Genomic DNA, 13,218 nt, shown 5'->3' on the forward strand with positions numbered 1-13,218 from the left:
CTAACTGATGTTGGGGTCGAAGGTGAAGATGACGTAGGTGCCCACGCCCATGATCAGGATCATCGAGATGGCCAGCAGGGTCTTCAACCAGAACCGGGTCGAGTCCTTGCGGGAGTAGTCGTCGATGACGGTGCGCAGGCCGTTGCCGCCGTGCAACTGCGCCAGCCACAGCATGGTCAGGTCCCAGAACTGCCAGAACGGGCTGGACCAGCGACCGGCCACGAAGGCGAAGTTGAGCCGCTTCACGCCGCCGTCGAGCAGCAGCATGATCGCCATGTGCCCGAGCACGAGCACGATCAGCAGCAGGCCGGAGAAGCGCATGAACAGCCAGGCGTACTTCTCGAAGTTGTTGTTCGAGCGCGCGCGCGGCGAGCGAGGCAGATCCAGGCTGGCCGGACGGTCGTAAGACTTACCGATGACAGGTGCGCTCATGATCAGTGCTCCGTGAACAAGTAGAAGAACTGGCGCCCGATCGCGGGCACGGCCAGCAGGAACCAGATCGCGAGAATGATCCAGAGCATCAGGCGCTGGTACTTCGGGCCCTTGGACCAGAAGTCCACCAGGATCACGCGGACGCCGTTGAGCGCGTGGAACAAGACGACGACGACCAGGCCCATCTCCATCAACGCCACGATGGGCGTCTTGTAGGTCTCGATCGCTTCGTTGTAGGTGTCCGGGCTCACGCGCACCAGGGCGGTGTCCAGTACGTGAACGAAGAGGAAGAAGAAGATGGTGACCCCGGTGATCCGGTGCAGCGCCCACGACCACATTCCGGGGTCGCCTCGGTACAGCGTCTTCCGCTTCGGCTGGGCCGGAGCTTCAATCGTGGTCATAGAGTGCGGTGCCTCCAACGTCGTTGATGGACCCGGTCGCAGGTCCGACGCCGACGGCGTGGCGGGCGAATGCCCAGGTGGCTGTACTCCGGCCCGTCGCAGGAACCTGAACCGATCTGTTCTGGACTCTAATCCTCCAGCAATCCCGGAACTAATTCGGCGTACCGTGCGTTGCGCGACAGTCGATCGGGTTAGGCTTACCTTTCTTGATGTGTGCGGGGTTCCGTCGTGGCCCTTGCGCGGCCGCGATCGGGCCGATCCGAGAGAGGTTCCCCATGCCGGAAATCGACTGGAAACTGCTGCGTGACAACGCATTTCGAGTTATGCGAAACGCCTATGCGCCCTACTCGCGGTTTCCGGTCGGCGCCGCTGCTCTCAGCGCCGATGGTCGCGTGGTGAGCGGTTGCAATGTGGAGAATGTCTCATATGGATTAGGCCTGTGTGCCGAATGTGTACTCATCGGTAACTTGATTTCGGGCGGTGGGGGGCGTCTGGTGGCCGTCTCGGTGACCGATTCTCGCGGCGAAATCCTGATGCCCTGCGGTCGCTGCCGCCAATTGCTCTACGAGCACGGCGGGGCCGATCTCCTGGTCGATCACAAGGCCGGTGCGGTGCCCTTGCGCGCGCTGCTGCCGAACGCGTTCGGGCCGGACGATTTGGACGCCGGGCGAAGGTAGCGGCATTCCTCCTCGGCGAAGGCGAATGCGGAGCGGGCCCGCGTTTCCATCCCATCGGCGAGAACCCGGGTGCACGTCGGCTCGTGCCAAACTGGCCACCGTGACGGCACTCGACGCGGTTTCGATCATCACCACCAAGCGGGACGGCGGCGAGCTGTCGGACGCGCAGATCGACTGGGTGGTCGACGGGTTCACCCGCGGCACGGTGGCCGACGAGCAGATGTCCGCGCTGGCCATGGCGATCGTCTGGCGGGGGATGACCCGGCGCGAGACGGCGCGGTGGACCGCCGCCATGATCGCCTCAGGGCGGCGCATGGATCTCACCGGCCTGCCGCGCCCCACCGTGGACAAGCACTCGACCGGCGGCGTCGGCGACAAGATCACGCTGCCGCTGGCTCCGCTGGTCGCCGCGTGCGGCGCCGCGGTGCCGCAGTTGTCCGGGCGCGGCCTCGGTCACACCGGCGGCACGCTGGACAAGCTGGAGTCCATCCCCGGCTGGCAGGCGGACGTGCCGGCGTCGCGGATGCGTGAGTTGCTGGCCGACCCGGCCGTCGGGGCGGTGATCTGCGCGGCAGGCGCCGACCTCGCGCCCGCGGACCGGCGGCTCTACGCCCTGCGCGACGTCACCGGCACGGTCGAGTCGATCCCGCTGATCGCCAGCTCGATCATGAGCAAGAAGATCGCCGAGGGCACCGCGGCGCTGCTGCTCGACGTCAAGGTCGGCTCCGGAGCGTTCCTGAAGACACTCGACGGGGCGCGCGAGTTGGCGACCGCGATGGTCGAACTGGGCGCCGACGCGGGCGTCCGGACGGTCGCGCTGCTCACCGCCATGGACACCCCCCTCGGCCGCACCGCGGGCAATGCCCTGGAGGTCGCGGAATCGGTGGAGGTGCTGGCGGGCGGTGGTCCCGAGGACGTCGTCGAGCTGACCATCGCCTTGGCTCGCGAGATGGTCGCGCTGGCCGGGCTCGATACCGATCCCGCCGATGCGCTGGCCAACGGCCGGGCGATGGATCACTGGCGCGCGATGATCAGCGCCCAGGGCGGCGACCCGGACGCGCCGCTGCCCACCGCGAAGCACACCGAGACCGTGCGCGCCGATACCGACGGCACGCTGACCCGGCTCGACGCGCTGAGCGTCGGTATCGCCGCCTGGCGTCTCGGCGCGGGCCGGGCACGTCAGGGCGATCCGGTGCAGTCCGGCGCGGGCATCGAGATGCACGCCAAACCGGGCGATGCCGTCAGCACGGGCCAGCCGCTGCTCACCCTGCATACCGACACCCCCGAGGCCTTCACCGGCGCCATGGCAGCCCTGCGCGACGCTGTCACCATCGAGGCCACTGCCGCGCCCGGTCCCGCCGCGCTGATCCTCGATCGCATCGTGTCCTGAACTGTCCGCGGTAACCCAGCGGACGACGTGGGGCGCGCGTGCCCGCACTGCCGGATCACGGGCGCGCCGCATGCATGCGCGAGGGTGGAAGCTGCGCGCACAGCATGTGCGCGGCCAACCGAGCGGTGTCCGGTCGTGGTCCGGCCCGCATCCGGCGGGCAACGAGATGGTTGCCACGGCCGGACTCGGCTGCCGTTTCGGCGCGCTGCGGCTACCGTCGATACATGACTGGACCGATGCCTCTGACTCTCGCCTCGATCCGCCAAGCGCCGAAAGCGCTGCTGCACGATCACCTCGACGGTGGCTTGCGGCCCGCGACGGTGCTCGAACTCGCCGCGCACAGCGGCTACGAGGACCTACCCGCCACCGACGAGGCGTCGCTGGCGGCCTGGTTCCGCGACGCGGCCGACAGCGGATCGCTGGAACGCTACCTGGAGACCTTCGCGCACACCGTCGCCGTGATGCAGACCCCGGAGGGGCTGCGCCGGGTCGCCCGGGAATGCGCCGAGGATCTCGCCGCCGACGGCGTCGTCTACGCGGAGGTGCGCTTCGCCCCCGAACAGCACTTGGAGCGCGGGCTGACATTGGACGAGGTGGTCGAGCACACGCTGGCCGGATTCCGCGAAGGCGAGGTGGCGGCCGCGGAGCGCGGACATCCGATCGTGGTGACCTGCCTGCTCACCGCGATGCGGCACGCGGCGCGCTCGCGGGAGATCGCGGAACTGACGGTGCGCTTCCGCGATCGCGGCGTGGGCGGCTTCGACATCGCGGGCGCGGAAGCCGGTTACCCGCCAAGCAGGCACCTCGACGCCTTCGAATACATGCGTGCCAACAGCGCGCACTTCACCATCCACGCGGGCGAGGCCTTCGGCCTGCCGTCGATTCACGAGGCGCTCGCGTTCTGCGGCTGCGACCGGCTCGGCCACGGCGTGCGAATCACCGACGACATCAGCGTGCCCGGCGCGGTCGAGGACGCGGAGCTCGGGCTGGTCGCCAACTACGTGCGGGACATGCGCATCCCGCTGGAGCTGTGCCCGTCGTCGAACGTGCAGACCGGCGCCGTGCCCTCGCTGGACAAGCACCCGTTCGACCTGCTGGCCCGCCTGCGCTTCCGCGTCACGGTGAACACCGACAACCGGCTGATGAGCGACACCAGCATGAGCCAGGAGATGCGCAAACTCGTCGAGACGTTCGGTTACGGCTGGAGTGATCTGGAACGATTCACCATCAACGCCATGAAGTCGGCGTTCATCCCGTTCCCCGAGCGGCTGCGGATCATCGACGACATCATCAAGCCCGGATACGCGGTGCTCATCGGCTAGCGGCGGGCACGCGTCCTGCGGGCACGAGACAGCGGCGGCTGCGAGGTTCGGCGCCCGCCCGGCTACCGGTTCGCTAGCGTGGCGATATGGCGACCCTGCGCATATCCCGCCGGTTCAACGGACCACCCGACTCCGGCAACGGTGGCTACGTGGCCGGTCTGCTCGCCGCCCAGCGCGACGAGCGGACGGTCACCGTCATCCTGCGCAGCCCACCGCCGCTGGAGACGCCCCTCGACGTGCGGGACGAACGGCTCTACGACGGTGACACGCTGATCGCCGAGTCCAAGAGCGGCGAACTCGAACGCGACGCCCCGGGGCGTATCCCCTTCGCCGACGCGACCGAGGCAGCGCGCGGCTACACCAGCATCGAGATCTTCGCGTCCTGCTTCGTCTGCGGCAGCGGCCGGGCGGACGGACTGCGCATCGAACCCGGCCGAGTCGACGAGCACCGCGTGGCCGCGCCTTGGATACCCGACGACACCGTGCCGCTGGGGCCGCCGCTGCTGTGGGCCGCGATGGACTGCCCCGGCGGTTGGTCGCTACCCGGCATGCTGGAACGTCCCGCTCTGCTCGGCTCGATGACCGCCACCGTGCACGACATCCCCGAAGTCGATGAGCGCTGCGTCGTCGTGGGCGAGTTCCACCGCGAGCAGGGACGCAAATGCTGGGCCTCGACCGCGGTCTACGGCGCCGACGAACGCCTGCTCGGACAGGCCGAGCAGGTCTGGATCCGGCTGCCCTAGTTACTGCTTGTCGAGCCGGGACTCCAGGTTGCGTTCCAGTTCGCGCCAGGCCTGCGCCTCCGCGGTGAACGGCGGGTTGGGCGCCAACCGGGTGGGGTCGGGGTTCAGCAGGTAGGAGACGTACCAGCCGAGCGGGGTGGACTGGGCCAGGGCATGCTCCACCGTGTCGTCGTCGGCGTAGTCGGCGGCGTCGGTGAACAGCTCTACCGCCAGATCGAGCTGTTCGATGTCGACCGCCTCGGGGCCTTCGGCCAAGTCCTCGGCCAAGCCGGGCAGCACGTAGACGTTCTCGTCGGTCACCTCGACCTCCAGTGAGCCGTCCACCGCCGCGGTCTGCACGTCGGTGAAGGTGCTCACGCGGGCCAAGTCGTGCTCGTGGTCGTCGGCGAGGTAGCGGGCCAGCGCGCGCTCGGACGAGAACACCGTGATCGAGCCCCTGGAACCGAGGAAGATCGGCTCGTCGTCGAGGTAACAGCGCAGGGTGAAGACGCTGCCTTCGGACGTGACGATCTTGACCGGGTCGATGCCGACCTCGTGCCAGAACGATTCGTCTTCGTCCTCGTCTTCGTCGTCGTCCTCTTCCGCGTCGAGGTCGACGGGCTCGAACTCCTCCTCCTCGTCGCTGTCGGCGGCGTCGTCGGCGTCGACCACGTTCTCCTCGGCGGCCAGCAGTTCGGCCTCGGCGACCGCGACCGCCTCGGCGTCGACCTCGGGCGTCTGCACGACGGAGTCGATGGCGTCCAGGACGTCGTCCCAGCCCTTGGCGATGGCGGCGCCGATCTGGTCCCACAGCTCCTCGCCGTCGCGACCGACGAACGCGCTCACACCGCCGGGCAGCGCGCCCAGCACCGGATGGGAACCGAAGAATTTGGTGACCGTCTCGAGTTCGCACACCTCGCCGATGTTGCGCACCATGCCGAGGGTGTCCTCCAGCTCGGCGACGCTGTCGACGTCGGGTTCGCCCGCCGCCAGCTCCGGCACCGCGACCAGATCGAAGGTGAAGTTCTCCTCCGGTTCCAGTTCGACCGCCGAGAGACCCGCGACGACCTTCCAGGCCGGATGGTCCACGAGGTCGTTGTCGGCGTTGGTGCGGATGAAGGCGGCCAGCTCCGCCACGGACTCGAAACCGTAGAGGGCGTCCTCGTGACCGAGGAACGCCTCCCACTCGTCGTCACCGTCTCGCCAACGCGGTGCCCACAGGGTGACGAGATCGCCGTCGGTCAGGCCGAGCTCGATCGGGACGATGTCTCCAGAAGCCATGTGCGGAAGCCTATCGACCTTCCGCGTCAGGCACTATCCGGCCCGCCCCCATTCGTGCCCGCGGGCGACTGCGCGGCGGGGACGAATGACTCGTTCAGTGTCGCAACGACCTTGGATCGCTGCGCTCCGGCGTCCTCGGCGGCCTGTCTGCAGGCCCAGACGATCAACTGCCCGACCTCGGCCGGCGGCAGCGATGTGACCGATTCCGCCAAGCTCAGGCCGACCAGTGCGCCGTCGCTGTTCACCTCGACGCTCACCGCGCCGTCCTCGGAGGTCCACCGCCCGCGCACCTGCTTCAACCCGTACAGCGCGGCTTCCAGCGCCTCCAGTTTTTGGGTGGCCGCCGCGACAAGGGCGTCCATTTCCGCACTCATACCGGCCTCATCCAGGTCGTCGGTCCCGTGTCCGCGTCGTCGATCCGGTCCAGCTCGTCCACCGCCTGCTGGCGGGTGGGCAGGCCGAGCCGGTCGAGGATGTCCGACGGCATGCCCGACTCGGCGAGCAGTTCGCGCCGCCGCGCCCGTGCCGCGATGGCGGAACGCTGGGTGAGCCGCAGGATCTCGTTGGCGAGCGATTGTGCGCCGTAACGGTATTCGCTGCGCTCGAACTTGATCTCGACCGGCATGCCCTGATCGGTCGCGCGCACCGAGATGGTGCCCGACCGGTTGCTGCTGGACGCCACCGTGACGTTGGGAACCGGGGGTCGGGTCATGCCGTCGGCCTGTAGAAACCGTAGAAGTCCATGCCTGAGTTCTCCGTTCGAATCGAGCTGATCTGGACCGGGTCACCCGCCTCGACCAACTGGCCGTTCCCGATCACCATGGCCACGTGCCCGTCCCAGATCGCGAGGTCGCCGGGCATCAGATCACCGGCCGACACCGGTGTGGCCCCGTTGCCCTGGTCGCAGGCGAGCCGGGGCAGGTCGACGCCCGCCTCGCCATAGGCGTACTTGGTGAGCCCGCTGCAATCCAATCCCGCGCCCGGGCTGTTGCCGCCCCAGACATAGGGCGTGCCCACGGCGCCGATCGCCGACCGGACCGCAGTGGCGGCCTGTTCGTTGGGCGCCTCCACCACGCTGCCGTCGGGCAACGTGATCTTCACGCCCTTGCCGTCGTCGGGCGTGCCCGACGAACCGGTGTCCGGTTTGGGGGTGCCCGTCGTGCCGGGCGTGCCACGGGAACCGCGTGCGGACTGCGACTGCAGCGGTGTGGCCATCGCGGTGCTCAGAAGCGAGCCAGCACCGTTGAGCACGCCGGACGCGGCGGACGCCGCTTGCTGCACGCCCGCGGCGGGGACACCGGCCAGTGCCGGGGTGGTCGGCGGCGGGGTGAGGTCGTTCATCGACGCGGTGTGCGTCTGCAATTCGTTCTGGACCCGGCCGACGACGTTGAGGGCCTGGTTGAGATGGTCGATCGCGGAGCCGACGAGCACCGTCAGACCTTCCGGCGTCGCCAGGACCGGCCCCATGCTCGCCGCGGTGTTCACGAAGGACTGCGCGATGTCGGTGAGATCCTTCTGGCCCGTCTCGACCTCGCCCGCGGCCTGGTTAACGACCGTCGCCATCTCGTTGCCACGATCGGAGATGGTGGCCGCGGAGGTCTGCACGCGCAGCGCCTTGGCGGTGGCCGCGTCGGCCGCCCGGCCGTCCCACGCGGCGTTCATTCCGTTGATGCTGTCGCGGCCCATCTGGTGGATCTGGTCGACCACGGACGAGGTGCTGCGCAGCGCGTCGGTGGGACCGCCCGCGGGCAGCACGCCGCTGCCGAAGCTGGCGAGCAGGTCCAGGATCGGTTGCGCCAGTGCGTTGACATCGATCACAGGCTCACTCCACCTCGGTGGCCGCGTTTCGCAGCGCGCTCGCGTGGGTGGCGTCGGTCTCGGTGAGGACGGCCGCCGCGCCGGTGGCCGCGCCACCCATGCTGGTCAGCACTGCTGAGAGCTGACCGATCGCGGCGACGTGCCCGGCGTGCGCCGCGGCGTAGGCCGCCATGAAGTCACCGCCGATCAGTCCCATGATCGGGCCCAGCAGCGCGGGCTCCGCCGCCGCGGCGCTCACCCCGGCCGCCGCCATCTCACCCGCCATGACGTGAGCGGTCGCGCCGTAGGCCGCAATGCCTTCGGTGTCCGCCGACATCTTCCGCATCAGAGCTTCCCCCATCTGTTGTTCCCAGGCAGAGTACGTCATCCACTTGGTTCGACGCGCGCTGTTCCGGTTCGGTTCCGCCGCTTCGGAAAAAAAGTCCGGTGGCATCCGACGGCGCACCCGTGACCGACTTTATCGTTCCCTCATGCGCACCCTCACCGTGGACCATCCACTCGTCGCCGCCCTGCTCACCACGATGCGGGACGAGCGAACGGCCAATCCGGCTTTCCGTGCCGCACTACGTGATCTGACCGGCATCCTGATCTACGAGGCGCTGCGCGACGCGGAGGTCGAGCGCTTCGAGATCACCACGCCGGTCGCTCCCACCGAAGGCATCCGGCTGGCCCGTCCGCCGCTGCTGGTTCCGGTGCTGCGCGCCGGGCTCGGCATGATCGACGCGGCCGCCGAGCTGATCCCCGACGCCAGAATCGGGTTCGTCGGTCTCGCTCGCGACGAGGACACCCACCTGCCGGTGCCCTACATGGAGTCGCTGCCCGCCGATCTCGCCGGCCTGCCGGTCTTCGTGCTCGACCCGATGCTGGCCACGGGCGGCTCGATGCGGCACACCTTGCAGCTGCTCACGGCCCGCGGCGCCACCGACATCACCGCCGTGTGCGTCGTGGCCGCACCGGAAGGGATTGCGACACTGGCGGACTCGGGACTGCCGGTACGGCTGGTGACCGCCGTCGTCGACTCCGGACTGAACGAGAACGCCTACATCGTGCCCGGTCTCGGCGACGCGGGCGATCGGCAATTCGGCCCGCGCTGAACTCCCGCCGGGCCGCGGTCAGAAGGTCCGGCAGAAGTCACGCAATGCCGAAAGGCGTTCGCGGGCAGCGGCTCGCGCGGCCGGAAGACCGGCGCGCGAGCCCACCGGTTCGACCACCTCCAGGTAGAACTTGAGCTTCGGCTCGGTACCGGAAGGGCGGACGACCACGCGGGACGAAACACCCTCGAAGATCAGCGCGTCGGTCCGCATCCTGCCCCGGACCCGAAGCTGATCGGTGTATTCGACCGGCTCGCCCGCGATCTCGCGCGGCGGGTCGGCCCGCAATCGCTCGACCACGGCGGCCGCGTCGGTGGCCGAGCCGAGCCGCAGCGACACCTGGTCGCCCGCGTGCAGGCCGAATTCGACCGCGTAGTCGTCGAGTTCGTCGTTCAGGCCGCGACCGGCGGCCTTCAACCGGGCCACCAGGTCGGCCACCAGGACAGCGGCGGAGATACCGTCCTTGTCGCGGACCGCCGCCGGGTCGACGCAGTGGCCGATCGCCTCCTCGTAGGCGTAGACCAAGCCGTCGCCCGCGCGGGCCAGCCACTTGAATCCGGTGAGCGTTTCCGCGTAGCGTCCGCCGCGCGCGGGAGCCAGCTTCGACAGCAGCCGCGAGGACACGATCGTCGTCGCCACCAGCGCATCATCCGGGGCGGTGCGCAGCACACAGTCACCCAGGAGCACGCCGGTCTCGTCGCCGCGCAGCATCCGCCAGGTGCCGTCCGGCTGCGGGACGCCCACCGCGCACCGATCCGCGTCGGGGTCCAGTGCGATCGCCACATCGGCGCCGACCCGGGCCGCCGTCGCGAGCAGTAGATCGGCCGCGCCGGGTTCCTCGGGGTTCGGGAACGCGACGGTGGGGAAGTCGGGGTCCGGTGCGAACTGCTCCTCGACCACATGGACGTCGGGAAAACCCGCCGCGCGCAGCGCTTCGACGGCGAGGTCACCGCCGACGCCGTGCAGCGGAGTGAGGGCGATCCGGATACCGGCCCGCTCGCCCGGCCCACCGATCCAGGAGGGTATTTCGGCAACGCGGCGGATATAACGCTGGACCACGTCGTCGTCGGCGGGGACGACCGGCACGCGGTCGATCGGCTCGGCCACCGCCTCGATACAGCGCTCGATCTCGGCGTCGGCCGGGGCGATCAGCTGTGACCCGCCGTCCAGGTAGACCTTGTAGCCGTTGTCGGTGGCCGGGTTGTGCGAGGCGGTGATCTGCACGCCCGCGACCGCGCCCAGCTCACGCACCGCGTACGCGACCACCGGCGTGGGCAGCGGACGCGGCAGCAACGTCACCGGAAAGCCCGCCGCGGCGAAGATCTCCGCGGTCGCCGTCGCGAACTCGGCGGAACCGTGCCTGGCGTCGCGGCCGACGACCACCGTGCCGCCGCCGAGACAGCGGTCGCGCAGCCACGCCACGATTCCCGCGGTCGCCCTGCTCACGGTGGTGACGTTCATGCCGTCCGGGCCCTCGCGCAGCGGCCCGCGCAGACCCGCCGTGCCGAAGCGCAGCATCTACACCCGTTCCAGTACGCCGCGCAGCAGTTTGCCGAGGCGCGGAGCCGCGGCATGGCCTTCGGCGAGCACCTCGGCATGGGACAGATGCGCGCCGGTGACGCCCGCGGCCAGGTTGGTGACCAGCGAGATGCCGAGCAGGCGCGCACCGAGCGCGCGGCAGGCGATGGCTTCCAGCACCGTGGACATGCCGACCAGATCCGCGCCGATCGTGCGCAGCATCCGGATCTCGGCGGGCGTCTCGTACTGCGGCCCCGTGAGGCCCGCGTAGACGCCCTCGGTCAGGCTCGGATCGATCTCCCTGGCCAGCGCCCGCAACTCCGGATCCCAGGCGTCGACCAGGTCGACGAAAGTCGCGCCTGCCAGTGGTGTGCGACCGGTCAAGTTGAGATGGTCGCTGATCAGCACCGGCTCACCGACCCGGAGGCCTGCTCGGATACCGCCCGCGGCATTGGTCAGCACCACGATCTCCGCGCCCGCCGCCACTGCCGCCGACACCGGATGCACCACATCGGCGGGCCGATACCCCTCGTAGAGATGCTGGCGGCCCATCAGCAGCAGCACGTCGTCGTCGTCCACCCGAACGGAATGGAGCACGCCGACATGGCCCTGCGCGGTAGGCGTTCCGAAACCGGGCAGCTCCGGCATCGGCACCGACGCCCGCGGCGCCCCGATCTCCGCGGCCGCGTCCTGCCAGCCGGACCCCAGCACCACCGCGACCCGGTGGCGTGACACTCCCGTACGTTCGGCGATCGCCTCGGCGGCCTGTTCGGCAAGCATGATCGTCACCATAGCTGTGTTTGATTTGCCGCGCCTTCGGCGCGGCGTGTTCGCGGCCCCTTGGTGGCTCGCGTTTGCGCGACCGCCGCTTGCTCCTTCGTCGCCTACGCGACGGCCGCGCAAACGCGAGCCGGGCCGCGAACGGAACATGCTCGGTCTGGCTTCGCTCGAAACCGGGAGTTGAGGTGCGCTGGGTGCGTGGGGGCGCGAGTTTTGGGCATCGTGCACGCGGTTCGTTGGGGTTCGGCGGTTGTTCCGTCGACCGGTGATTGGTCGCGGACGTGGTGAACGTGAGGCGGTCCGGGGGACGGCGGATGCTCGGTCTGGCTTCGCTCGAAACCGGGAGTTGAGGTGCGCTGGGGCGTTGATATGCGAGCTCTTGGCACTGTGCGCGCGGATCCACCGGCTGGTCGTGAGGTCGATCGGTGCCGTGGCTGTTCACGCGGCGGGCGGGGACTCGGACGCTGAGTGGACTGTGTTTGGGTTGGTCTGCATTTGCGATGGACGGTGCTTCGGTCCCGCTTCGCTCGAACCGGGAGTCGGGTGCGCTGGGAGAGGGTGGAGTGTTCGACGGCGACCCCTACCCGCGAGTAGGGGTCGCCGTCGGTGCCCGATACGCTGCACGGCATGCCGTATCTGGAACGCCACGGGGAAGTGTTCGTCGTCTACCTCGGCGCCGAGGGACAGACGGACAGCGAGAACCGTTTTCACCCGGACTGGATCGACGCCTTCCACGGACTGCTGGACGAGGTCGAGAGCTCCGAGGGGCCTGCCGCGCTGGTGACGACCGCGACCGGGAAGTTCTTCAGCAACGGTCTGGACACCGATTGGCTGTTCGGCAATCTGGACAAGATGCACGGTTACCTCGACCGCGTGCACTCGCTCTACACCCGCCTGCTCGCCTTCCCGCTGCCCACCGTCGCGGCGATCAACGGCCATGCCTTCGGAGCGGGCGCCATGCTGGCGACTTCGCACGACTTCCGGGTGATGCGCGCCGATCGCGGCTTCTACTGCCTGCCCGAGGTACACCTCGGGATGCCCTTCACCATCGGGATGAACGCCCTGCTCACCGAGCGGCTGTCCAACCAGGTCTGCGTGCAGGCGATGACCACCGGCCACCGCTACCCGGCCGACGAGGCGATCGCCGCGGGTATCGCCGACGCCAAGGCCGACGCCGCCGAGTTGCTCGCCACCGCGATCGAGCGGGCCGCGGCACTGGCGAGCAACCGCAAGCCCAACCTCCCCGTGATCAAGCGCGCCCTGCACGCGAAGGCCCTGGCCGGCCTCGCCGTCGCGACCACTCCGGAAAACCTGGCGTTCGCCGCGAGCTGACCCGCCGCACGCCGACGGCGGAGCCCGTCTCCGCCCGCCCGCTCACTCCGCTGGCTGCGTCTGCGAGGTAGTCGCTGCGGCCCCCATCCGGCCACCCGCCGCCGCCACGCGGCGAACTATGTGGTGGCGGTCCCCGCGATGCCGCCCACCCCAGGTGCCTGCGACGCGAGAGCCGCGTATGTACCCAGGTGCCTGCGACGCGAGAGCCGCGTATGTACCCAGGTGCCTGCGACGCGTGAACCGCGTATGTACCCAGGTGCCTGTCGGCGGTCCAGCCACCGAGTACGACGATGACGCCTTGTAATCGGCGGGCCAGGGTTCGCAGCGGTCACTCCTACGCGCTCAGCGCACCGCAACTCCCGGTTTCGAGCGAAGCGAGACCGAGCATGTTCCGTTCGCGGCCCGGCTCGCGTTTGCGCGGCCGTCGCGTAGGCGACGAAGGAGCAAGCGGCGG

Annotated in this window: 15 protein-coding genes; 6 read left to right on the forward strand and 9 right to left on the reverse strand. The window is 69.4% G+C overall.

What is annotated here, in order from left to right; genetic code table 11:
- Together ACZ6DL_RS25145 and sdhC are read right to left on the reverse strand one after the other, a co-directional pair.
- Positions 1-432: a succinate dehydrogenase hydrophobic membrane anchor subunit gene (locus tag ACZ6DL_RS25145; protein WP_062971160.1), complete on the reverse strand. Its 432-nt coding sequence runs from the start codon at positions 430-432 to the stop codon at positions 1-3.
- Between the two features lie 2 nt (positions 433-434).
- Positions 435-833: a succinate dehydrogenase, cytochrome b556 subunit gene (gene sdhC, locus ACZ6DL_RS25150; protein ID WP_083863252.1), complete on the reverse strand. Its 399-nt coding sequence runs from the start codon at positions 831-833 to the stop codon at positions 435-437.
- Positions 834-1,108: 275 nt separating this feature from the next.
- On the opposite strand from sdhC, the gene ACZ6DL_RS25155 reads away from it, so the two are divergent.
- The 4 genes from ACZ6DL_RS25155 to ACZ6DL_RS25170 all read left to right on the forward strand — a co-directional run bounded on the left by ACZ6DL_RS25155 (position 1,109) and on the right by ACZ6DL_RS25170 (position 4,965).
- Positions 1,109-1,510 (forward strand): cytidine deaminase, encoded by a 402-nt coding sequence (locus ACZ6DL_RS25155; RefSeq protein WP_466054648.1) that lies wholly within the window; start codon positions 1,109-1,111, stop codon positions 1,508-1,510.
- Positions 1,511-1,610: 100 nt separating this feature from the next.
- Positions 1,611-2,900, forward strand: coding sequence for a thymidine phosphorylase (locus ACZ6DL_RS25160; protein WP_466054650.1), 1,290 nt, complete (start codon positions 1,611-1,613; stop codon positions 2,898-2,900).
- A gap of 224 nt (positions 2,901-3,124) precedes the next feature.
- A complete protein-coding gene (locus tag ACZ6DL_RS25165; protein ID WP_466054651.1) occupies positions 3,125-4,222 on the forward strand; it encodes an adenosine deaminase in 1,098 nt (365 codons plus the stop codon).
- Positions 4,223-4,308: 86 nt separating this feature from the next.
- A complete protein-coding gene (locus tag ACZ6DL_RS25170) occupies positions 4,309-4,965 on the forward strand; it encodes a hypothetical protein (protein WP_466054653.1) in 657 nt (218 codons plus the stop codon).
- Here the strand turns inward: ACZ6DL_RS25170 and ACZ6DL_RS25175 are convergent, their stop codons facing one another.
- The 5 genes from ACZ6DL_RS25175 to ACZ6DL_RS25195 are packed head-to-tail and all read right to left on the reverse strand — an operon-like array spanning position 4,966 to position 8,368.
- Positions 4,966-6,225, reverse strand: a complete 1,260-nt coding sequence (locus ACZ6DL_RS25175; RefSeq protein ID WP_466054655.1) for a primosomal protein — start codon at positions 6,223-6,225, stop codon at positions 4,966-4,968.
- Positions 6,226-6,251: 26 nt separating this feature from the next.
- On the reverse strand, positions 6,252-6,599 hold the full coding sequence (locus ACZ6DL_RS25180; protein WP_466054657.1) for a YbaB/EbfC family nucleoid-associated protein: 348 nt from the start codon (positions 6,597-6,599) through the stop codon (positions 6,252-6,254).
- Entirely contained in the window at positions 6,596-6,937 is a 342-nt protein-coding gene (locus ACZ6DL_RS25185; RefSeq protein ID WP_062971147.1) for a hypothetical protein, read from the reverse strand. The genes ACZ6DL_RS25180 and ACZ6DL_RS25185 overlap by 4 nt, the downstream gene beginning before the upstream one ends.
- Positions 6,934-8,043, reverse strand: a complete 1,110-nt coding sequence (locus ACZ6DL_RS25190; RefSeq protein ID WP_466054658.1) for a C40 family peptidase — start codon at positions 8,041-8,043, stop codon at positions 6,934-6,936. Before ACZ6DL_RS25190 ends, ACZ6DL_RS25185 begins: the two co-directional genes overlap by 4 nt.
- Positions 8,044-8,047: 4 nt before the next feature.
- A complete protein-coding gene (locus ACZ6DL_RS25195; RefSeq protein WP_466054660.1) occupies positions 8,048-8,368 on the reverse strand; it encodes a hypothetical protein in 321 nt (106 codons plus the stop codon).
- A 145-nt stretch (positions 8,369-8,513) separates the two neighbouring features.
- Between ACZ6DL_RS25195 and upp the strand changes: the two genes are divergently transcribed.
- A complete protein-coding gene (upp, locus tag ACZ6DL_RS25200) occupies positions 8,514-9,137 on the forward strand; it encodes a uracil phosphoribosyltransferase (RefSeq protein WP_062971143.1) in 624 nt (207 codons plus the stop codon).
- Between the two features lie 18 nt (positions 9,138-9,155).
- On the opposite strand, the gene ACZ6DL_RS25205 is transcribed toward upp, so the two are convergent.
- Both ACZ6DL_RS25205 and ACZ6DL_RS25210 read right to left on the reverse strand, forming a co-directional pair.
- Positions 9,156-10,652, reverse strand: a complete 1,497-nt coding sequence (locus tag ACZ6DL_RS25205) for a phospho-sugar mutase (protein ID WP_466054662.1) — start codon at positions 10,650-10,652, stop codon at positions 9,156-9,158.
- Positions 10,653-11,444, reverse strand: a complete 792-nt coding sequence (locus tag ACZ6DL_RS25210) for a purine-nucleoside phosphorylase (protein ID WP_466054664.1) — start codon at positions 11,442-11,444, stop codon at positions 10,653-10,655.
- A gap of 615 nt (positions 11,445-12,059) precedes the next feature.
- Between ACZ6DL_RS25210 and ACZ6DL_RS25215 the strand changes: the two genes are divergently transcribed.
- Positions 12,060-12,764, forward strand: a complete 705-nt coding sequence (locus ACZ6DL_RS25215; protein WP_396984252.1) for an enoyl-CoA hydratase-related protein — start codon at positions 12,060-12,062, stop codon at positions 12,762-12,764.
- The last annotated feature ends 454 nt before the right edge of the window (positions 12,765-13,218 follow it).

The organism is Nocardia sp. NPDC041819 (genome assembly GCF_055590505.1).